We start from the raw sequence: 19,490 nt of genomic DNA, 5'->3' as shown, positions 1-19,490 counted from the left end.
ACAAGAACCATGCAACCCACGGCCGAACAATTCACTGAGAAAGCCTGGGCCGCCATCCTTTCGGCTCAGCAGCTGGCCCAGAAACGCCGGCATCAGCAGCTGGAGACGGAACACCTGCTCCAGGCCCTCCTGGCACAGGATGGTCTGGCCAGCCGCATCCTCGAAAAAGCGGGAGTCACGCCTGCCGCCCTGCAGAGCAGCGTGGAGAGTCACCTTAGTCAGCAGCCTGCTCTGCAGTCCCCGCCTGAGTCTGTGTATTTGGGCAAGGGCCTGAGCGACCTGCTCGATCGTGCCGACAGTCTCAAACAAAACTATGGCGACAGCTATATCTCCGTTGAGCACCTGCTACTGGCCCTTGCAGATGACAGTCGCTGTGGACGACGTCTGCTCACGCAGGCTGGCACTGACCCCGAATCACTCAAAAATGCCATCAACGCCGTGCGGGGCAGTCAAACCGTGACTGATCAGAACCCGGAGGGCTCCTATGAGTCCCTGGAAAAATACGGACGGGATCTCACAGCCGCAGCCAGGGACGGAAAGCTCGACCCGGTGATCGGTCGTGATGAGGAAATCCGCCGCACGATTCAGATTCTGAGCCGCCGGACGAAGAACAACCCGGTGCTGATCGGTGAGCCGGGGGTCGGAAAAACGGCGATCGTTGAAGGCTTGGCACAACGAATCGTCAACGGCGACGTTCCCCAGGCCCTACAGAACCGACAGCTCATCGCCCTCGACATGGGCGCCCTGATCGCGGGCGCCAAATACAGAGGAGAGTTCGAGGAACGGCTGAAGGCCGTACTCAAGGAGGTGACCGCCTCTGACGGCGGGATCGTGCTGTTCATCGACGAGATCCATACCGTGGTCGGTGCCGGCGCCACCGGTGGGGCCATGGATGCCAGCAATCTGCTCAAACCGATGCTCGCCCGGGGCGAACTGCGTTGCATCGGTGCCACCACCCTGGATGAACACCGGCAGCACATCGAAAAGGATCCGGCCCTCGAGCGTCGCTTCCAGCAAGTGCTGGTGGATCAGCCCACCGTCGAGGACACGGTCTCGATCCTGCGCGGCCTGAAGGAGCGGTACGAAGTGCACCATGGCGTGCGTATCGCCGACAGCGCCCTGGTGGCCGCGGCAGTTCTGAGCAGCCGCTACATCGCCGATCGCTTCCTTCCGGACAAGGCGATCGATCTGGTGGATGAGTCCGCTGCACGCCTGAAGATGGAGATCACCTCCAAACCAGAGGAGATCGACGAGATCGACCGCAAGATTCTGCAGCTGGAGATGGAGAAGCTGTCTCTCGGCCGCGAGTCAGACGCCGCCAGCCAGGAACGGTTGGAACGCCTTGAGCGAGAGCTGGCGGAACTCTCCGAACAGCAGAGCACCCTCAATGCCCAATGGCAGCAGGAAAAAGGCGCGATCGACGACCTCTCAAATCTGAAAGAAGAGATCGAGCGCGTGCAGCTGCAGGTGGAGCAAGCCAAGCGCAGCTACGACCTGAACAAAGCGGCCGAACTCGAATACGGCACCCTGGCCACCCTGCAGAAACAGCTGGCCGACAAGGAGGCAGCCCTCGCTGTGGCAGACGACGGAGCGCAGGACAAGTCCTTGCTTCGCGAAGAGGTCACCGAGGACGACATCGCTGAGGTGATCGCGAAATGGACAGGCATTCCCGTAGCGAAGCTGGTCCAATCGGAGATGGCCAAGCTTCTGAGCTTGGAAACCGAGCTGCACGAACGCGTCGTGGGTCAGCAGCAAGCGGTCACCGCTGTCGCCGATGCGATCCAGCGCTCCCGTGCTGGTCTCAGCGACCCCAACCGACCGATCGCCAGCTTCCTGTTTCTGGGCCCGACCGGGGTGGGCAAGACCGAACTGTCAAAGGCTCTGGCCGCTCAGCTCTTCGACAGCGAGGACTCCATGGTGCGCATCGACATGTCGGAGTACATGGAGAAGCACACGGTGAGCCGGCTGATCGGGGCACCTCCTGGCTATGTGGGGTACGAGGCCGGGGGGCAGCTCACGGAAGCTGTACGACGCCGGCCCTACGCCGTGATCCTGTTCGACGAGGTGGAGAAGGCCCACCCCGATGTGTTCAACGTGATGCTGCAGATCCTGGATGACGGCCGCGTCACCGATGGTCAGGGGCGAACGGTGGATTTCACCAATGCTGTTCTGATCCTCACCAGCAACATCGGCAGCCAGTCGATCCTCGACCTCGGGGGCGATGACAGTCAGCATGCCGAAATGGAGCGGCGGGTGAACGAGGCGCTGCGCGCTCACTTCAGGCCCGAATTTCTCAACAGGCTCGATGATCAGATCATCTTCCACAGCCTCAGGCGGGATGAATTGCGCCAGATCGTGACCCTTCAGGTGGAGCGACTGCGCGCTCGGTTGGATGAGCGCAAACTGGGTCTCACTCTCACCGAAGCAGCCACGGACTGGCTGGCCAATGCCGGCTACGACCCTGTCTATGGCGCCCGCCCACTCAAGCGCGCCGTTCAGCGGGAACTGGAAACGCCGATTGCCAAAGCCATCCTCTCCGGAAGGTATGGCGACGGTGACAGCGTCCATGTGGATGTCGAACCCGTCACAGGCCACGAGAACCAGCAGCAGCTGGCCCTGCGTTGAACCACTCCGGCAGGGCCTCGTAGCTGGCTCCATTGGCCCGGTTTTCCCGGGCCTCCACACGCCAGCAGCAGCTGCGGCTTTGATCACGCTCCTTCAGGAGTGCGTTGGCCCAGGTCCACACCAACCGTGCCGAAGCTTCCATGCCCACGTTCTCCATCACGCGGAGATCAAGGGCCCCCTGCGCATGCAGATCCCGCCATTGCGCCAGCAGGGGATCATCGGCATTCACCAGAAAGGTGTGATCAAACTGCTCACGCAGCTGAGCCTCCAGGGGTCTGAGGCTGGAGAAATCCACCACAAAGCCACAGGCGTCCAGAGACGTGGCAGCAAACCAAACCGTAAAACTGCGGCTGTAGCCATGCACGAACCGGCAATGTCCCGGATGACGCCACTGGCGATGACAGCAGGGGTAACCGTCGAACTGCTTGCTGCAGGTGTAACCAGCGGGGGGCAGGGGCATCGGGCAGACGAACGGAAAGGCGCTGCGGGAGGATCCCTCCTGTCTACATCTGGACCCCACTCCAACCGATGCCGCCCCTCACCTCTGCGTTCCTCGATCAGCTCCGCTTCAACGAAGCGGGACTGATCCCCGCGATTGCGCAGGACTGGCTGGATGGTGCCGTGCTGATGGTGGCCTGGATGAACCGTAGCTCGCTGGAGCTCACCCTCAGCAGCGGCGAAGCCCACTACTGGAGCCGCTCCCGCCAGGAGCTCTGGCACAAGGGAGCCACCAGTGGACACACCCAGACGGTGCGCAACATCCGCTACGACTGCGATGCCGACGTGATCCTGCTCACCATCGAGCAGCGCGGCGATGTGGCCTGCCACACCGGTGCACGCAGTTGTTTCTTTGAAGACGGGGATCAGCGCAGTGAAGGCGGCCCCCAGGCCCCGCCACCGCCGGCGGATGCCTGCACGGAACTAATGCGCGTAATCGAAAACCGCCGTGAACACCCCGAGGAGGGCAGCTACACGAACAAACTGCTGAGCGGCGGTGACAATCGCATTCTCAAGAAGATCGGCGAGGAAAGCGCCGAATTCGTGATGGCCTGCAAAGACAACAACCCCGAGGAGATTGCCGGTGAAGCGGCAGATATTCTCTTCCATCTTCAAGTGGCCCTGGCCCATCACGGGGTCAGCTGGCGCCAGGTGCAGGAAGTGCTTGCGGCCCGAAGAGGCGCACCAAGGCGGCACCAGGAAACGGATTAAGACACGCAGGGGCTCTCGGAGGTGATCACGACCTCGTCTCCGAGCTGAACGGTCTTGAGCAGATCGGCCATCGCCTCCTGTCCCACATTGATGCACCCTCCAGTCACTGACTGACCGACCCGACTGGGATCATTGGTGCCGTGAATGGCAAAGCTGTACCAGCGGAACTGACCGTCGTAGGTGTTGAAGCGGAATGGTTGGGGCGTCGGTGGAACCGGCGTCAGGCTGATGTAACCGATGCCGTATTCCGCGCTTTCACCATCCCCTTTGAAGTCAATCGCGCTCATGTTGCGGAAGAGGTTGTCGCGCAAATAGGCCTCACTTTTTCCGGAGGCCTTCACCAGGGAGGGGGCCATCGCAAAGCGATCCGCACTGAGCACAGCATTCACGCGGAAGGTACCCAGGGGAGTCCAGCCCTCCTCGAAACGCGTTCCTTGGCAGGCAATGCCATTGCGGCCGTAGCCAACCTTGAACTGCAGGGGCGTTCTGCCGCGTCGCAGCTCCCCCCGACTGGCCGATGGATCGTCGCCATCCAGCTGAATGAGGATGGTTTCAGACTCGCCAGCGGATTGATCAACAGTCCGATCCGAGGGACTGCACCCCACCGCAGCAACTGCCAGAGCAGCAAGGGCGGGGAGTCCCATCAGCTGTCCGGTGCGCCATCTCCGCGTCATAACCAAAGAGGAAGGATTCTCCTTCAGCAGCTTGCCGGGTTTAGAGCCTGATGACATCCTCGCGAAGCAGCACCACCCGGCAAAGGCGACACGAAACCGTCTTAGATACGTTACGCAAACGTAACCTCTACGCGTCGCCACTCTGAGGCTGGGGCGGCAATGGCTGTCCAAAACCTGTCGGCTGGCGACGGATCCACTCCAAAGTGAGGCGATCATCCGCGGAAGGCTCAAGCACCGGGGACGCCCCCTGCACAGGTGCCATGGCATCAGCGGGATTGTCGCTATGGCCCCAGAGCCCAAACGCATGCCCAAGCTCATGCAACGCCGTCGCCCTCAGAGACGATGCACGCAGCTCAGGCGACACCAGCACGGTGACCCGAGGCTCGAGCAGCGTGCGATCTGCACGTTTTACCTCCAACACCTGCAACAGACTGCGTCCGTTACTGGCGCGCCATCCCCCAGAAAGCTGACGCAGCGGGGGGCGCCGCCGCTCAACGCGCACATGAGCGCGTCGTGGATCCTCAACGCGAACAACAGGAAGGAGCTTGGCCCAGCTGGCCAGCGCTGCATCCACACCCTGGAGCCAACGTCGCTCCCAGCGATCCGCTTCTATCCCGGCAGCGGGTTGAACCCATACACACCATCGCGGCAACGAGGGGGCTCCATAGTGAGACCGGGCCAACTTGTTGCCGTATCCCGGGGCTGATGCAGCAGCGCCTGCCCGAAGCGACTCCCCCTCCAGAACGCGCTCCGCCTGGGCGGGAGGGCACGGGTCAAGGTTCATGAATCGCCTGCGTCACACACTGGGCAGGCCGACCCCTCGGGCCATCAGCGTGGCGAGCAGAGGAACGAGCGAAAAGCCCACCAACTCCACATTGATGATCCATCCGAGGCGGGTGGCCAGAGCCTCACTCACCTTGGGGAGCTCGCCCTTGCGCAAGGGGATCGCCCAGAGGATGTAGGTGATCGTTGGATAGAGGGAGAGGGCCCCCACACTCAAGTAAAGACCGACCTTCCACCAGAAGAGTGGGTTTTGGGTATAGAACTCGCTTCCCTGGCCGTAATAAAGAACTCGGAAGATGCCGCTCACCAGGAGCGCCAGAGCTGCGATGCCATAAATGATGTCGGTGATCACCATCGCCGTTGCCGCACGGCGATCAGGATCCGGACGCAGCAGCCTGCGCTCCACAACCAGCGCCGCAAAGCAGAACATGAAGCTCACGTAGTGGATGTAGGCCACTCCCGCACTCTTGGCGATCTCGGGGGTGAGCACGGTGGCCAGAGGCATGGGTTCGACACAGGTCGGCGCCAGCGAGGGTAGCGGTAGAACTACACAAGCGGCTGTTACGCAGCGAGCTTGTCCTATGCAGAAATACTCAGACAGACGAAAAGCGAAGAAAAACGATTGAAAAAACGAACAAAAAAGGGAATCAGAACAAATTCAAAATTGTGTCCAAATAATGAATTCCGCACTCTTTATTACACGGGCCAGAGAAAAAGACATTCGCCCTAGGTTCAAAGAAACAGAGCCAACAAAATGGTGAGCTCCCTGAGTGCTTTTCTCGGCGAAATCGGCAGACACCAATTACTGACGCCTGAACAGGAATTAACCATGGGCCGGAAGGTGCAGGCCATGGTGACCCTGACCGAGCGTTGTCAGCTCGCCGGGGGCAGCGGCCCGGCCTGCGAGTTCAGCGATGACGAGAAGCGAACGATCAAACGCGGTGAAAAGGCCAAGAATCAGATGATCACAGCCAACCTCAGGCTGGTTGTGAATCTCGCCAAGCGCTACCAGGGCAAAGGCCTTGACCTTCTAGACCTGATCCAGGAGGGGACCCTCGGGCTGACCCGAGCCGTTGAAAAGTACGATCCAACCCGAGGTCATCGTTTTTCCACCTATGCCTATTGGTGGATTCGGCAGGGACTTAATCGTGCTCTTTCCACCCAGAGCCGCACCATTCGCATCCCCGTCAATGTGAATGAAAAACTTACAAAACTTCGTGCTTCCAAAGCCCGTTTAATGCAACGGAATGGCTTGTCACCGAGCACAGCGCAGCTGGCCGACGACATGAATCTTCCAATCAGCGAAGTTGAAGATCTTCTTGGCTGTGAATTGCGCAGCGTCACCGTGAGCCTTCAAGGCGTAGTGAAGTCAAAATCCGATCCGTCGGAGCTGGTGGATGTGCTGCCCAGCGAGGAAGTTCCGCCTATGGAAAGGGCTGAGATTGCCGAGCGCACGGCATCAGCCTGGAAACTGCTCGATAAATCCAACCTCACGCCCAAGGAACGCACCGTTGTCATGCTGCGCTTCGGCCTTGACGGAAGCAATGAATGGAGAACATTGGCCGAGGTGGCTCGTCAGATGAACTGCAGCCGCGAATACTGCCGCCAGGTGGTGCAGCGCGCTCTGCGCAAGCTCCGCAAGACCGGAATTCAGCACGGACTGGTCGAAATGAGCGTTTGAGCGGAAACCCGACCATCAACGCGCCGGATCCCTCTCCTTCCCGAGCCCGTCGGAACCACTGAAGATAATGGTCATTCTCAGGAGAATGGCCCCGTTGGCATCCGCTTCCTCTCGCGCCGATTCAAAGACTGTCGACGTCACGGTGGATGCGGGTTTGCTTCGCAACCTGCTCAAGCGGAGCGGCCGATTTCTCGCCCGCCCAGCACTTGAAGCCATGGAGATGGTGCTCGAGCCGAGCACACCCCATCAGGCCAGAGTCACCGTTCTTGCGGCGCTCACTTATCTGCTCGTTCCGATTGATCTGATCCCTGACCTTCTGCCAGTGGCTGGTTTCAGCGACGATCTGGTGGCACTCACCGCCTTGCTTGGACTGTGCAGGAATCACATCACTCCCGAAATCAGGCAGCGGGCTCAGCGCAGACTGGAGCGGTGGTTTCCATGATCAAATCCATGACCCCCTGGTCTCAAGAGCTGGAGGACGACCTCGGAGCACTGCTCAAGGACTGGCTCAAGAACCAAGGGCGAACGCAGGCCGACCTGCGGCGCAGCCTCCGGGCCTCATCCACACGCATGCCCGCCCTTCTTGAGAGTCTTCAACGGGATTACAGCCTTGGTGGCATGCCAAGACTTGCGGCCCACCTCTGCGCCATCGAAGCCGAGTGGGCGGATGGACAGCCTTCGGACTTCCTCAGCGAGGCTGTGAACACAGCCAGTGACTCTGCCGATCCATTCGGGCAGCTCGACCTACTGCTGCAGGAAATCCGCGATGACCGCGCCACCTGAGGGAAATCCCGGGCAAAGTGGAGTGAGATGAGCTGAGAACGATGCCCTCCCTGCACCGACGGCTTGCCGGCATCGGTTTGATGACGGCCCTTTCCGCCACCCTTCCCCAGGCCGTCCTGGCCCAATCAGAGGTTTGGCTTCTGGGCCCCAACAGCCGCACTGGTCCGCAAAGCACAGTTGTACCGACCGACTGCCTTGAGAACGCAGACGGCTCGATCACCTGCAACACCAAGATCGAGAACCCTCCCGGAGACACCCCCGCGAAGCCCTACTACAACCCCTTCAGCAGCAACTGAAGCGCATGCCCGAGTTCCGTCGCCAACGTCGAAGCTTCCTTCAGTGGGTTGATCAAGGCGAAAAGCAAGTCGCCATTCTTCTCACCGTGATCACAGCTGTGGTCATCGTTGCCGCCCTGGTTCAGCTCACGGTCAAAGTCACGCTGGCCCTGATCACCACCGACCAGGATGCGTACTGGCTCGGTGACGGACTGATCCGAGTGCTTGGAGATCTGCTGACTGTTCTGATCGCTTTGGAAGTGCTTCAGAACATCACCAGTTATCTGAGGCGACACGTTGTTCAAATTGAACTGGTTCTCGTCACCGCCTTGACCGCCGTGGCCCGCAAAGTGATCGTTCTCCCCGCAGGATCTGAGAACAAACCTCAGCTCCTGATCGGCCTGGGGATTTCATCCATCGCCTTGGCCGGCGCTTATTGGCTGGTTAAACGTTCGATGCGGCCGTGGGGATCAGCCCAGGGGCATCAGCCCAATACAGAGCCAACCAGGTCGTACCTGGATGGGGATCAGTCCTTTCCACCCGATGACGACGACCGGCCGGAAGCAAGAGCTGATCTCCAACACTGAGATCGACCAGCTGGTCAGGTTCAGCCAGTCGAAGAAGGGCGCTCCCCTTCAGCAAGGTCAACCATTCATGCTCTTTCTGCTCGTACCAAGAGCCTGCGGGAGTGCTTGAGCCGTTGGATTGGATTCTCACCAGCCTCCAATCCGGTCCGCTGCATAGAACGTTCTCCTGTTCCTCACCCGGAAGACAACCCACATCCGCCAGAAGGTTGGTCGTCGCCGTCGATGGAGCTTGCGGAGCAAACGATGTCTCTCCCCAACGGCGTCCAATATCGAATCCCCACGCTGAAGCCAAAGCCACAACTGCGTTGTGATCCGAGCAGGAAGCGAACTGTCTCCGAGAAGCAGGATCGCTCTCGAGGTGCTCAACGAGGGCATTCAGCGCCTTGACCTTCTTGAGAAACCGCTGCAGATCCGCTTCTGCCATGACATCCAAAGCAATCTCGTGATCCTGGCAACAGACGAAAAGACGGGGACACCACGAAAGTCAGGGGAACCTGACAGATTCGGTCATGACCGCCTCAAGTCGCACGCTCACGATCGGTGATCTGGAAGCAGGATTTTCAAGCTATTGCCAAGCCTTGCGTCGCCTTGTGTCTGAAGGGCGATCCATGACGGCCATTCAGCGCACCATCTGCTGGGACTATCTCCAACGCCTGCATCGATCGCTTCCGCAGAGCTATCGCTCCCCTGAGGATCTTGTGCTTCGCTACCAGCGCTCCCATCGGATCAATGACACCGCCTCGAAGGCAGACTGAGAATCCTCAAAGGGTTCCTGGCGATGCGAGCACTATTGATTGTCGCCGGATTATTGATCGCTCTTGTTTTGCCGGCACAGAGGGTCAGCGCCCTATCCACAGATGGCGCCCAGCTGTTTGATCTCCACTGCGCTGGATGTCATCCCAACGGTGGCAACATCATTCGCCGCGGCCGATCATTGAAATTGAAGGATCTATCGAAACGAGGCCTGGACAATCCAGAAGCGATTGCAACGATCGCCAGAGAGGGAATCGGCCAGATGAGCGGTTATGGCGATGCCCTCGGCGAGGGAAACGAGATCGTCGTGGGTGATTGGGTCTGGCTTCAAGCTCAGAACGCCTGGACCCAGGGATAAATATCCAGACGCGTCCAGATACCCTCGCGCCAATAGACATCAGCTTCCAGCAGCGCGCGAACCGCGGATTCACTCTTCATTTCGAACACTCCGAACACATGAGTGCTGCCCTCTGTAGGACCCAGAGTGATCAAGGTGCCGTCGTCCTTGAGACTTTGCAGTCGAGCAAGATGCTCATCCCGAAAAGGCACTCTTTTTTGAAGAGCATCTTCGCAGTACAGACCCCAGAGAACGAATCGAGCCATAGGTTGCTTGCCCAGTAGGTACAAAACCGATGCAAAGGATGGCACATGCTGCACATTAAGCGCTATGTTCAGTAAGTAGATGTTTTCAATCACCATGCTTACTGGTGCTGACCTGCTGAACAAAGTGAAGGAGCTGGGTGATGTCAGCAAGTCTGATCTCGTCCGTGCCTGCGGTTATGTGTCCAACAAGAAGGATGGTGGGGAGCGCCTCAACTTCACCGCCTTCTACGAAGCACTACTCGAAGCCAAGGGAGTGAATCTCGGCGCTACCGGCGTTGCTGGAATCGGCAAAGGCGGTCGCAAGCTTTCTTATGTCGCAACCGTTCAAGGCAACGGCAATCTGTTGATTGGCAAGGCTTATACAGCCATGCTTGATCTCAAGCCTGGTGATGAGTTCGAAATCAAGCTTGGTCGCAAGCAGATTCGCCTCGTTCCCGTTGGCGGAACTGACGAAGACGAAGAGTGATCATCAGCCGGCAGCCTCTCGAAGCTCCCGGCAGAATTCACCTGCTTCCGCCGCTGCGCAACCAGGTTGTGCAGCGGCGATTCTTTTAACGAGAGCACTGCCAATGATGGCCCCATCAGCACCCCACTCCCGCACCTGACGGACCTGATCAGCCCCTGAGATTCCAAACCCCACCGCAACAGGTCCTGCCTCCAATCCCTTCAACGAAAGCACCAGCTCTGCCACACGATCTTGAAGCGATGCACGTTCACCCGTTACTCCTGTAACACTGACGAGATACGTGAATCCGCGGCTGGATGTCGCGATCCTGCACCGACGATCTTCTGGAGTGGTGGGCGCCACAAGCAGAACCAGATCAAGGCCTTGCTGAGCAGCCAGCGGAGACAAACGTTCAGCCTCTTCCAAGGGAAGATCGGGCACCACCAGTCCTGTGACTCCTGCGGCTGCAGCCTCAGCGAAGAATTGTTCCGCACCACGGTTCAGCAGAGGATTGCTGTAGGTGAACAGCACCACCGGCATCGTCAGACGATCGCGCAAACCATGCAGCATGGTGAGCACGTTGGATGGCGTGGTGTTCTGTGCCAACGCCCGATAAGCAGCAGATTGAATCACCGGACCATCCGCCAGTGGATCGCTGTAAGGAATGCCTAGTTCCACCACATCAGCACCATTGGATTGAAGGCTGAGAAGGATTTCGGCCGTACTTTCGAGATTCGGATCTCCAGCCACGATGAAAGGCATCAGTGCGAGGCGCTGCTCACGAGCAGTCTTGGCGAAGACCTCAGCGATTCTTGACGAGGGCTGCATCGCAGAATCTGACAATGTGATGGCAGCGAGCCTACGAGTCGGAAGAAACCTTGTCTTGTGATTCCTCAGGCTTCTCACCAGAGACTGAGGCCAATAATGCCGCTTGCTCTTCAGGCGTCATCGCATCGAAACGCGCCTGCAACTGCTGATCCGTGAGAGCGTCGTACTCAGCTCTGTAATTGCGCCTTTGTTGCATGTAGGTCATTCGACCGGTGATGACCCGAAAGAGATAACTGCTTGTCCACAAAACAACCACAAGCACCAACAGAGCTTCTGCTGCGATACCCGCTGAAAATCCCTTCAGACCCAGTGCCTGAAATGCCGCGTATCCCAGGCCCCCGGCCACAAGCAGGGCGGCTCCCAGCGACAAAACTCCTGCTCGCGTCAAATCAAACGTCTCCTTGGCCGCTGAGTCGCAGATTGAGGAAGGGTGCAAACAGGATCAACCCCGGGAAGAAAAGAAAAACGAGTCCATAGATTCCCAGTCGCTCCAGCTTGCCCATCACCGTCCAGCGACGGTTCATCCAGAAATAAAGAAACAGCGGGATGACCACGAGATAAGCCGCTCCGAGGGCGCCGTAGGCACCGATCACCAGGAGAGTCTCCTGGGGAAAGGCATTCAGAAGCGTCTCAATCGTCACTGATGATTCCCGTCCTCAGGAGAATCTAGGATGCCGTATCGGAGCCAGTGGGTTTCCGGGGGCGTGGCGGAATCGGTAGACGCACGCGACTTAAAATCGTTTGGGATGAAAATCCTGTGGGGGTTCAAGTCCCCCCGCCCCCATCCGAGCTTCCTATTGCGCGGACAATCCCATGGGCAGTCTGTGAATCCCTCTCTACGTTCTGGGGCAAGGAATCAGACCACCGCATGACTACGTCCATAATCTCGACCGCTCAATTGGGCGAGGAGCCGATGGAGTTGGTTCGATCCCGGGAGAGGGATGCGGGTCTGAAGCCATGGGACCTCTGGGGGACCTATCTCAGTGATCGCCAGTGGGGAACGGTCCGTGAAGATTATTCGGACGATGGCAACGCCTGGAACTCTTTTCCCTTCGATCACAGCCATCTACGAACCTATCGCTGGGGTGAGGATGGCCTTCTCGGTCTGAGCGATGAAAACGGTCTGCTCTGCTTCGCTCCCGTGCTTTGGAACGGGAAAGATCCTGTGCTCAAGGAACGCTTGTTCGGTCTGGGAAACCCTGAAGGCAATCACGGGGAAGACCTCAAAGACACGATGTATCACCAGGCGGGCACACCCACATGCAGCTACGCCAAGGCCCTGTACCGCTATCCGCAGGATCGCTTTCCCTACGAACGGCTGCGCGATGAGAACCGACGCCGCAGCCGGGATGAGACTGAATTCGAGTTGGTCGACACCGGAATTTTTTCTGGAAACCGCTTCTTCGATCTGGACGTTGAATACGCCAAGGTCTCGCCAGAGGATCTACTGATCCGCCTCACGGTGACCAACCAGGGACCAGAGGCAGCGGATCTTCATCTGCTTCCCAGTCTCTGGTTCCGCAACACCTGGGACTGGGGTGATGAAAACAGCGCACATCCACGGATTCGTCTTGCAGACGGCGTGGTCGTCAGCGACGCATTGAAAGAGTTGGCGTCGTACAACCTCAGCTGCAGCGAGCAGGGCACCTGGCTGTTCACGGAGAACGAAACCAACACCGAGCGCCTTTACAACCAACCGCTTCGCCAGCCCTATGTGAAGGATGCCTTTCACCGGTATCTGATCGAAGGGCAAACAGACGCCGTGAACCCGATCGGCGAGGGCAGCAAAGCAGCGCTTCATCTCCAACGCCGTCTTGAACCAGGCGAGGTCTGGCAGGTGAATCTTCGCCTCTGCCGACATGACCATCACGGAGCGAAGGCTCCAGACCCGATGGAGTCCAGTCAGGTCGAAGCCGTCCTGAGCCAGCGTCGACAGGACTGGGAGGATCACCTGCAGTGGGTGGCACCGGGCCTGGGTACGGAAGACCGAGCGATCCACGCCGCGGCGGCGGCCGGGTTGTTCTGGTGCCGCAAGTTTTACAACTGGTATGTCGCCCGATGGTTGCGCGGCGACAGCAACTCTCTGAGACCACCGGAAAGCCGTTGGCACACCGAGAACGCTTACTGGAGCACTCTGCGAGCCCGCAACATCATCTCGATGCCGGACTGTTGGGAATATCCCTACTTCTGTCAGTGGGATCTCATGGTTCACGCCGTGGCCTTCGCAGAACTCGACCCCGGCGAAGCAAAGCGTCAGGCCCGCATGCTTCGCCAGGCGAGCGTGACAGCCAACAACGGGCAGTCCCCCGCCTACGAATGGGCCTTATCCGATGCCAATCCACCGATCGGAGCCTGGGCCAGCCTGCGCATTTTCCAGATCTCCAAGCGCACCCATGGGCAAAAGGACTACCCCTTTCTTCGCGCCAGCCTGCGGGAGCTTCTGCTCGAATACGGCTGGTGGGCCAACCGCACGGATCGCAACGGGGACAGCCTGTTCGAAGGCGGCTTCCTCGGGCTCGACAACATCGCCATCTTCGATCGCCGTTATCCCCTGAAAGACGGCAGTCGGATCGAGCAATCCGATGGCACAGCCTGGATGGGCATGCTCAGTCTCAACATGCTGGAGGCCTGTGTTCTGCTAGCGAGTGATCGAGAGGAGTACAAAGGCTTATGTGAACGCTTTGTCAGCGACTTCAGTCGGCTGACCTATGCCCTGAACAGTCCTTCAGGGCGTGGATTCGTGAATTGGGACGAAGCGGATGGGTTCTATTACGACGTGCTGAAACGGCCGGACGGGAGCTCCGATTACCTGCGCACCCGCTCTCTCAGCGGACTGATCCCATTGCTGGCGATCGCCACCTTTGACGCCCAGACGGTGGATTCAATTCCAGCCCTGGATGTGCGCAGCTACCTCAATGAGTTAGGGAAGGAACGCGGAGCCCCATTTGATGCGATCCCGCACCTCGGCACATGGCACCGGGACAGGGTTCTGTTTTCAATCGTGCCTCCCAACCGCCTGCGGCGAATTCTGACGAGAGTGTTCGATGAACAGGAGTTCCTGTCTCCCTACGGCATTCGCAGCCTCTCGAAGGTTTACGAAAACAATCCATATTCATATCAGCAGGGAGATGACTACGCCACGATCAGCTACAGCCCGGCCGACAGCCCAGTTGCCATGTTTGGAGGTAACTCCAACTGGCGGGGCCCCATCTGGATGCCGATCAACTACCTACTGATCGAAGCCCTTCAGAAATTCGGCCATTTCTTCGGCGACGATTTCAAAATGGAATTCCCGACAGGGTCCGGCAGGGAACTGAACCTCTGGCAGATTTCCCTTGAGTTGGAACAACGCCTGATCGGCATCTTCCGCCGCGATGCCGACGGACGACGAGCCTTCAATGGCACTGTTGAACAGTTTCAGCAGAACCCTCTGTGGCGTGATCTCTTCCTGTTCAATGAATATTTCCATGGCTGCAGCGGCGCGGGCGTCGGAGCCAGTCATCAAACAGGGTGGAGCGCCATTATCGCCAAGATGATCACGCAGCTGAATCGTTGGCAGACCTAATCCCCTCCAGGCGGTGCGGCTCAGCACGCATCTCCTGACGTCATCGGAAGCCTTACCTACCGTTCAGGAAGTGCTTTAAGTACCACCGATGGATTTTGCCACCTGCTCCGCGCAGCGTCAGACGCCGATGGAGCCCAAAGGCGATCACTTCAACGTGGTGATCATCGGCAGTGGTGCTGGTGGCGGTTCTCTAGCGCGGGCCCTGGCCGATTCAGGCCATTCGATTCTGATCCTGGAGCGAGGTGGCTGGCTGCCCCGAGAACCTCAGAACTGGGACCCTGTGGAAGTTTTTCAGAAGGATCGCTACGTCTCAACCGATCCCTGGCTCGACAAGAACGGAAAAGAATTTCAACCCGGAAGTCATTACTTCGTCGGTGGTGCCTCAAAGATGTACGGAGCGGCCCACTTCCGCCTTCGGGAGCGGGATTTTGAATCAGTGATTCACGTTGATGGTGAGTCACCGGAATGGCCCCTCAAATACGACGTCTTCGAGCCCTACTACCGCAAAGCCGAAGAGTGGTATCACGTGCATGGCGAGCGAGGTGAAGATCCCACCGAGCCACCGGCGTCCTCGCCTTACCCCTACGCACCGATCAGCCACGAGCCGCGGATGCAGAAACTGGTGACTGATCTGCGCTCCGCTGGTCTTCATCCCTTCCATGCACCAACCGGCGTGGCCATGAATGAGCTGGACCCAGCCTTCAGCGCCTGTGTGCGATGCAACCGCTGCGACGGTTTCCCCTGTCTCGTGCACGCCAAAGGCGACGCCGAAGTGATGGGTGTGCGTCCAGCCCTGGATCACGACAACGTTTTTCTGCTGACCGAAGCGGAAGTCTGCAAGCTCAAGACCGACGCCAGCGGACGTGAGATCACCGAAGTTGTTGTGAATCACCGTGGTGAAGAGCGCCGCTTCCGCGGAGACATTGTGGTGATTTCAGCTGGAGCGGCGAACTCTGCCCGACTGTTGCTGATGTCAGCCAATGATGCCCACCCCAAGGGACTGGCCAACAGCTCCGAACAGGTGGGAAGGAATTATATGTTCCACAACTGCAAGGCCGTTGTAGCCCTCGCCCATGAACCAAACACCACAATCTTCCAGAAGACTGTTGCGGTGAACGACTGGTATTTCGGTGATAACGCCTTCGACTACCCGATGGGCAATGTGCAGATGACCGGCAAGACGAACGGAGCCATGATCAAGGGTTACAAGCCTCGTTTAACGGCTCTCGCTCCCACCTGGAGCATGGATCGTATCGCTGAGCATTCGCTTGATTTCTGGCTGCAAACGGAAGACCTGCCGCGCCCCGAGAATCGGGTCACCGTGGATGCCAACGGCCAGATCAAGCTGAGCTACACCATGACCAACAACCGGGCATCCCAGGAGCTGATCAACAGGCTGGAAGGTCTTCTCGACAAGCTTTACCTGCAGAACCACCTGGCTGAGCGTCAGGTGTACTTCGCCTCATCTATGGATATCGCGGCTGTCGGTCACCAGATGGGGACCTGCCGCTTCGGCACAGATCCCACCAAATCAGTGCTGGATCTCAACTGCCGCACCCATGAAGTGGACAATCTTTATGTTGTGGATACAAGTTTCTTCCCCAGCAGCTCGGCAGTGAATCCATCACTCACCGCGATTGCCAATGCCATCCGCGTGGGGGATCACCTCAAGGAACGGCTGGGCTAACTAGCCCAGCAGTGCCTGCACTTTGGGTGCAACGATCGCCAGGTCCACACTGAAAGGACCAGCTCCGGCGGTGATCAGCACTGCGCACATCACCACATACATGGCGGCTTTTTCCCAACTCGGAGGGTCGCCCACACCCATGGGTCCTACATAATCACCCTCAGGAATCTGAAAGGGATCTGGGGCAATGAAGGGAAATCCATTCTTGATCTCCAACACCACGGCATAAAGCATCGAAACAGCGATCGCCAAGGCGGCGAGCGGCGTGAGAAGGCCGATGATCAAAGCAATCCCTCCGGCCCACATCGAAAAAGCCGAGAGGAAGCAGAGCCATGCCGGAGTTTTCATGGCTGCAGCCCAGATGCTGAGGTTGCTTAACTTTGGCCAGCCGTGGCGAATGAACACCACCCCAGTGAACACACGCAGCAAAAGCAACCCACCAACAGCGGGTCCGGTGGGCGCAGCGGGGAGAATCAGAGAGATGAGATCCAACGGACAGAACGCATTTATCGAACGCTAGAAAGCGAGCTGAATCTGAACGTTAAGGATTGTCTTAAGACTCGATCCAGAGTCGATGACCATCAGGATCACTCACCAATCGGCCATGACCAGCATCCGGATCGCGAACAAGGATTTGCGCGTACAACGCATCCTGAGGCTGCAGGGAAGCCGCTGTTGGCTGGCAAGGCTCCGGGTGGAGATAACGAAGGAACTCCACCCCACAGGGGCTGGAGCCACTCACGCCGTGAATCGCAACCCTGGCATCCATTAATCCATCCAATCGCTCCTGTTCAAGCCCCTGATTGAGCGTGGCGTAACGCAGCTTGAGCCTCAGATCACAGCTATAGAACGCAAGGCTGAGGTCGCTGTCACTGATGGCGATCGCTGTGTGATCAAGCCCTTGAAAAAGCGGAGGATCAGACTGATGCCAACGGGGATGGCCCAGTTCGGGGGGAAACCACAACAGTTCCATGGCGTGGCCGGCCGCGTTCCTGAACTTCCATGCCGCCACTCCGTTGGGGAGCCACTGGGGGGACTCGGAGATGGGCGTCACCATCGGCATCAAACAGGCAGCCGCACGGTTCATGTCACTCACCACAATGGCCACGTGCTGAAACCACAAGGTATTGGCAGGCCCAGGTTGTAACGACCTTGCGGGAGGACACCCCGCGAACGTGATGGTGTCAAGACGCTCCGAGCCGAGACGATGGTGATGCACGGTTGCCTGTCCTTCATTGATGCCAAACCGACGTTGAAGCGCTGCCCCATCGAGCATGGTGCTGCCGTGGTCAGTCACGCCCAGGGTGCTGAACAGCGGATCAAGAGCATGCGGATCTGGTAGAGAGAACGCCACTCCTTCCACCGCAGGCATAGGTCGGATGGAGTCAGTCATGACCAGACAAAAGGCTTTAAATGCGTCTTAGCGCGTTCTGGACGACGCAACACAACACAGCAATCCATATGAAAACCAGCTATCCAATGAATGTCTTTCACCGATACCCATGACCAACCAGGTCCCCAAGGCCATGACATCCCTTTGTCTTCGCGACAAAGTGATCGTTGTCACCGGCGGCAATTCCGGAATCGGCAAGTCGATCGTTGAGGCGGTTGGCGGCCTGGGCGCGAAAGTAGTGATCGATTACCGCTCTCATCCCGAACGCACCGAAGAGCTGATCGAAGAAATCGGCGAGCTGGGCGGTCAAGCCATTGGTGTTCAGGCCGACGTGGCCAAGCTGGATGATCTTCAACGGCTGATCGACACTGCGGTGAAAACGTTCGGGAAGATCGACGTGATGGTGAACAACGCGGGAATCGAAACCCGCACCTCGATCCTCGACACCACTCCGGAGGACTACGACAAAGTGATGAATGTGAACCTCCGTGGCGTGTTCTTCGCCACACAGTTCGCAGCCAAACAAATGATCGCCCAAGGCAGCGGCGGCAGGATCATCAACATCTCATCGGTTCACGAGGACTGGCCGATGCCCGACAACACGCCCTACTGCGTGGCCAAAGGCGGAGTGCGCATGCTCACCCGCACCGCCGGGGTGGAACTGGCCGGTAAGGGAGTCTCGATTGTGAATGTGGGTCCTGGAGCCGTGGCCACGCCAATCAACGACTCCACGATCAACAATCCTGAGCTTTTGGCCAAGCTCAATGCAGCGATTCCCATGGGGCGCATGGCTCAGCCTGAAGAAATCGCCTCCGTGGTGGCATTTCTGGCCAGCAATGGAGCCAGCTACATGACCGCCACCAGCGTGTTTGCTGACGGCGGCATCATGATGAGCAGTCCTGGGCTCTGAGCGCAAAACAGTCCACACCGGCGCGAGCGATGGCCGTGTCCTGATCAGGAGTCATCCCGGACACGCCAATCGCCCCCACCACAACTCCCTGGGAGCGCAGCACAAGACCACCAGCCATCAGAGCGCAAGGCTGGTGGAGAACCCCCTGCAGCGAGAGCAAGGCCAGACGCCCGGATGCGATGGCCTGCTCGGCAGCGGCGCTGTCGTTTCCTGTCAAAGCCGACGTCCGCGCTTTGGCTGTGGCCGCTTCAACGCTCGCCGCTGATGCGCCATCGACCCGACTGAAACGGATCAGCAGTCCAGCCCCATCCACCACTGCAATCGACACCTGCGACGCAGAGCGTTCAGCCGCCTGGAGCGCGGAGGAGACAATCGCCTCGGCATCAGCGAGGTCCAGGCAAGGAATCATCTGCATTGATTCAGGTCCACTGAATGGCCATCTTCCAGAGATGCCCTTCCAATTCCACACCTGCAGCCAGGGCCTCTAAGGCATCCGCAGAGAGCTTCAGCGTGGCTGAGGCCTGATGCAAAAGAATGTCGACGCCTGTGAATTGAAAGCCCATCCCAGCCCCCATGGCAGCGATGTCATTAAGGCATGCGGCGGAGTGGAACTGTTTCAGCAGGTCGGCATCACCTTTCACCTTGCTGAGAAACGCTTCAAGTTGAGGATTACTGGTCATTGGAGTTCA

At 58.6% G+C, this 19,490-nt stretch carries 25 protein-coding genes, 1 tRNA gene and 1 pseudogene; 14 read left to right on the top strand and 13 right to left on the bottom strand.

Annotation, left to right across the window (positions count from 1 at the left end):
- The first annotated feature begins 9 nt into the window (after positions 1-9).
- Positions 10-2,625 carry an ATP-dependent chaperone ClpB gene (gene clpB / locus SynMEDNS5_RS03805; RefSeq protein WP_186584671.1) on the top strand — a complete coding sequence of 872 codons (2,616 nt, stop codon included), beginning with the start codon at positions 10-12 and terminating at the stop codon, positions 2,623-2,625.
- On the opposite strand, the gene SynMEDNS5_RS03800 is transcribed toward clpB, so the two are convergent.
- Positions 2,585-3,085: a 6-carboxytetrahydropterin synthase gene (locus SynMEDNS5_RS03800; RefSeq protein ID WP_186584661.1), complete on the bottom strand. Its 501-nt coding sequence runs from the start codon at positions 3,083-3,085 to the stop codon at positions 2,585-2,587. The two genes, clpB and SynMEDNS5_RS03800, sit on opposite strands and share 41 nt — an antisense overlap.
- A 68-nt stretch (positions 3,086-3,153) precedes the next feature.
- Here SynMEDNS5_RS03800 and hisIE point away from each other — a divergent pair, with 68 nt between their 5' ends.
- Positions 3,154-3,834: a bifunctional phosphoribosyl-AMP cyclohydrolase/phosphoribosyl-ATP diphosphatase HisIE gene (gene hisIE / locus SynMEDNS5_RS03795; RefSeq protein ID WP_186584659.1), complete on the top strand. Its 681-nt coding sequence runs from the start codon at positions 3,154-3,156 to the stop codon at positions 3,832-3,834.
- Here hisIE and SynMEDNS5_RS03790 read toward each other — a convergent pair.
- From SynMEDNS5_RS03790 to SynMEDNS5_RS03780, 3 genes are all read right to left on the bottom strand, one after another.
- The gene (locus SynMEDNS5_RS03790; RefSeq protein ID WP_186584649.1) at positions 3,831-4,508 is read right to left on the bottom strand and encodes a L,D-transpeptidase; all 678 of its coding nucleotides are present in this window, start codon (positions 4,506-4,508) and stop codon (positions 3,831-3,833) included. The genes hisIE and SynMEDNS5_RS03790 overlap by 4 nt on opposite strands.
- 127 nt (positions 4,509-4,635) lie before the next feature.
- Positions 4,636-5,292, bottom strand: a complete 657-nt coding sequence (locus SynMEDNS5_RS03785; protein WP_186584647.1) for a matrixin family metalloprotease — start codon at positions 5,290-5,292, stop codon at positions 4,636-4,638.
- Between the two features lie 12 nt (positions 5,293-5,304).
- A complete protein-coding gene (locus tag SynMEDNS5_RS03780) occupies positions 5,305-5,796 on the bottom strand; it encodes a DUF2214 family protein (protein ID WP_186584629.1) in 492 nt (163 codons plus the stop codon).
- 249 nt (positions 5,797-6,045) lie between these two features.
- Here SynMEDNS5_RS03780 and SynMEDNS5_RS03775 point away from each other — a divergent pair, with 249 nt between their 5' ends.
- The 5 genes from SynMEDNS5_RS03775 to SynMEDNS5_RS03755 all read left to right on the top strand — a co-directional run bounded on the left by SynMEDNS5_RS03775 (position 6,046) and on the right by SynMEDNS5_RS03755 (position 8,617).
- On the top strand, positions 6,046-6,972 hold the full coding sequence (locus SynMEDNS5_RS03775) for a sigma-70 family RNA polymerase sigma factor (protein ID WP_186584627.1): 927 nt from the start codon (positions 6,046-6,048) through the stop codon (positions 6,970-6,972).
- Positions 6,973-7,057: 85 nt separating this feature from the next.
- Positions 7,058-7,414: a YkvA family protein gene (locus SynMEDNS5_RS03770; RefSeq protein ID WP_370593567.1), complete on the top strand. Its 357-nt coding sequence runs from the start codon at positions 7,058-7,060 to the stop codon at positions 7,412-7,414.
- 8 nt (positions 7,415-7,422) lie between these two features.
- Positions 7,423-7,755 (top strand): hypothetical protein, encoded by a 333-nt coding sequence (locus SynMEDNS5_RS03765; RefSeq protein WP_186585824.1) that lies wholly within the window; start codon positions 7,423-7,425, stop codon positions 7,753-7,755.
- A gap of 41 nt (positions 7,756-7,796) precedes the next feature.
- Positions 7,797-8,051 (top strand): hypothetical protein, encoded by a 255-nt coding sequence (locus SynMEDNS5_RS03760; RefSeq protein ID WP_186584625.1) that lies wholly within the window; start codon positions 7,797-7,799, stop codon positions 8,049-8,051.
- 5 nt (positions 8,052-8,056) lie between these two features.
- Entirely contained in the window at positions 8,057-8,617 is a 561-nt protein-coding gene (locus SynMEDNS5_RS03755) for a phosphate-starvation-inducible PsiE family protein (protein WP_255440285.1), read from the top strand.
- Here the strand turns inward: SynMEDNS5_RS03755 and SynMEDNS5_RS03750 are convergent.
- Positions 8,580-9,041, bottom strand: a pseudogene (locus SynMEDNS5_RS03750) (Nif11 domain/cupin domain-containing protein); the annotation flags it as partial. The gene SynMEDNS5_RS03755 and the pseudogene SynMEDNS5_RS03750 overlap by 38 nt on opposite strands.
- Before the next feature lie 85 nt (positions 9,042-9,126).
- Between SynMEDNS5_RS03750 and SynMEDNS5_RS03745 the strand changes: the two are divergent.
- Both SynMEDNS5_RS03745 and SynMEDNS5_RS03740 read left to right on the top strand, forming a co-directional pair.
- The gene (locus SynMEDNS5_RS03745) at positions 9,127-9,372 is read left to right on the top strand and encodes a DUF3136 domain-containing protein (protein WP_186584623.1); all 246 of its coding nucleotides are present in this window, start codon (positions 9,127-9,129) and stop codon (positions 9,370-9,372) included.
- A 23-nt stretch (positions 9,373-9,395) separates the two neighbouring features.
- Complete coding sequence (locus SynMEDNS5_RS03740) at positions 9,396-9,728, top strand: c-type cytochrome (RefSeq protein ID WP_186584622.1); 333 nt, start codon at positions 9,396-9,398, stop codon at positions 9,726-9,728.
- Here SynMEDNS5_RS03740 and SynMEDNS5_RS03735 read toward each other — a convergent pair.
- Positions 9,704-9,973 (bottom strand): YciI family protein, encoded by a 270-nt coding sequence (locus SynMEDNS5_RS03735; RefSeq protein WP_186585823.1) that lies wholly within the window; start codon positions 9,971-9,973, stop codon positions 9,704-9,706. The genes SynMEDNS5_RS03740 and SynMEDNS5_RS03735 overlap by 25 nt on opposite strands.
- A gap of 94 nt (positions 9,974-10,067) precedes the next feature.
- Here SynMEDNS5_RS03735 and SynMEDNS5_RS03730 point away from each other — a divergent pair, with 94 nt between their 5' ends.
- Positions 10,068-10,439: an AbrB family transcriptional regulator gene (locus SynMEDNS5_RS03730; RefSeq protein ID WP_186584621.1), complete on the top strand. Its 372-nt coding sequence runs from the start codon at positions 10,068-10,070 to the stop codon at positions 10,437-10,439.
- Between the two features lie 3 nt (positions 10,440-10,442).
- Here the strand turns inward: SynMEDNS5_RS03730 and trpA are convergent, their stop codons facing one another.
- The 3 genes from trpA to SynMEDNS5_RS03715 are packed head-to-tail and all read right to left on the bottom strand — an operon-like array spanning position 10,443 to position 11,881.
- Complete coding sequence (gene trpA, locus SynMEDNS5_RS03725) at positions 10,443-11,246, bottom strand: tryptophan synthase subunit alpha (RefSeq protein ID WP_186584619.1); 804 nt, start codon at positions 11,244-11,246, stop codon at positions 10,443-10,445.
- Between the two features lie 31 nt (positions 11,247-11,277).
- Entirely contained in the window at positions 11,278-11,634 is a 357-nt protein-coding gene (locus SynMEDNS5_RS03720) for a DUF3007 family protein (RefSeq protein ID WP_186584617.1), read from the bottom strand.
- A gap of 1 nt (position 11,635) precedes the next feature.
- On the bottom strand, positions 11,636-11,881 hold the full coding sequence (locus SynMEDNS5_RS03715; RefSeq protein WP_370593586.1) for an NAD(P)H-quinone oxidoreductase subunit L: 246 nt from the start codon (positions 11,879-11,881) through the stop codon (positions 11,636-11,638).
- Positions 11,882-11,944: 63 nt separating this feature from the next.
- Here SynMEDNS5_RS03715 and SynMEDNS5_RS03710 point away from each other — a divergent pair.
- From SynMEDNS5_RS03710 to SynMEDNS5_RS03700, 3 genes are all read left to right on the top strand, one after another.
- Positions 11,945-12,030 (top strand) — tRNA-Leu (locus tag SynMEDNS5_RS03710).
- 84 nt (positions 12,031-12,114) lie between these two features.
- Positions 12,115-14,811, top strand: a complete 2,697-nt coding sequence (locus SynMEDNS5_RS03705; protein WP_186584607.1) for a glucosidase — start codon at positions 12,115-12,117, stop codon at positions 14,809-14,811.
- Between the two features lie 88 nt (positions 14,812-14,899).
- Positions 14,900-16,498, top strand: coding sequence for a GMC oxidoreductase (locus tag SynMEDNS5_RS03700; RefSeq protein WP_186584605.1), 1,599 nt, complete (start codon positions 14,900-14,902; stop codon positions 16,496-16,498).
- Here SynMEDNS5_RS03700 and SynMEDNS5_RS03695 read toward each other — a convergent pair whose 3' ends face one another.
- Together SynMEDNS5_RS03695 and SynMEDNS5_RS03690 are read right to left on the bottom strand one after the other, a co-directional pair.
- Positions 16,499-16,990 (bottom strand): DoxX family protein, encoded by a 492-nt coding sequence (locus SynMEDNS5_RS03695; protein ID WP_186584603.1) that lies wholly within the window; start codon positions 16,988-16,990, stop codon positions 16,499-16,501. It abuts the gene before it with no gap.
- 61 nt (positions 16,991-17,051) lie between these two features.
- Positions 17,052-17,891, bottom strand: a complete 840-nt coding sequence (locus tag SynMEDNS5_RS03690) for a VOC family protein (protein WP_255440283.1) — start codon at positions 17,889-17,891, stop codon at positions 17,052-17,054.
- A 133-nt stretch (positions 17,892-18,024) separates the two neighbouring features.
- On the opposite strand from SynMEDNS5_RS03690, the gene SynMEDNS5_RS03685 reads away from it, so the two are divergent.
- Positions 18,025-18,801 carry an SDR family NAD(P)-dependent oxidoreductase gene (locus tag SynMEDNS5_RS03685; RefSeq protein WP_186585821.1) on the top strand — a complete coding sequence of 259 codons (777 nt, stop codon included), beginning with the start codon at positions 18,025-18,027 and terminating at the stop codon, positions 18,799-18,801.
- On the opposite strand, the gene SynMEDNS5_RS03680 is transcribed toward SynMEDNS5_RS03685, so the two are convergent.
- Entirely contained in the window at positions 18,776-19,216 is a 441-nt protein-coding gene (locus tag SynMEDNS5_RS03680; RefSeq protein WP_186584601.1) for a heme-binding protein, read from the bottom strand. The two genes, SynMEDNS5_RS03685 and SynMEDNS5_RS03680, sit on opposite strands and share 26 nt — an antisense overlap.
- A 4-nt stretch (positions 19,217-19,220) precedes the next feature.
- Positions 19,221-19,481, bottom strand: a complete 261-nt coding sequence (locus SynMEDNS5_RS03675) for a Nif11-like leader peptide family natural product precursor (RefSeq protein ID WP_186584599.1) — start codon at positions 19,479-19,481, stop codon at positions 19,221-19,223.
- Positions 19,482-19,490 lie beyond the last annotated feature (9 nt).

The sequence above is a fragment of the Synechococcus sp. MEDNS5 genome (genome assembly GCF_014279875.1).
Lineage (GTDB): Bacteria > Cyanobacteriota > Cyanobacteriia > PCC-6307 > Cyanobiaceae > Synechococcus_C.
Note: the sequence above shows the minus strand (reverse complement) of the source record. Positions and strands in the feature narration are given on the sequence as shown.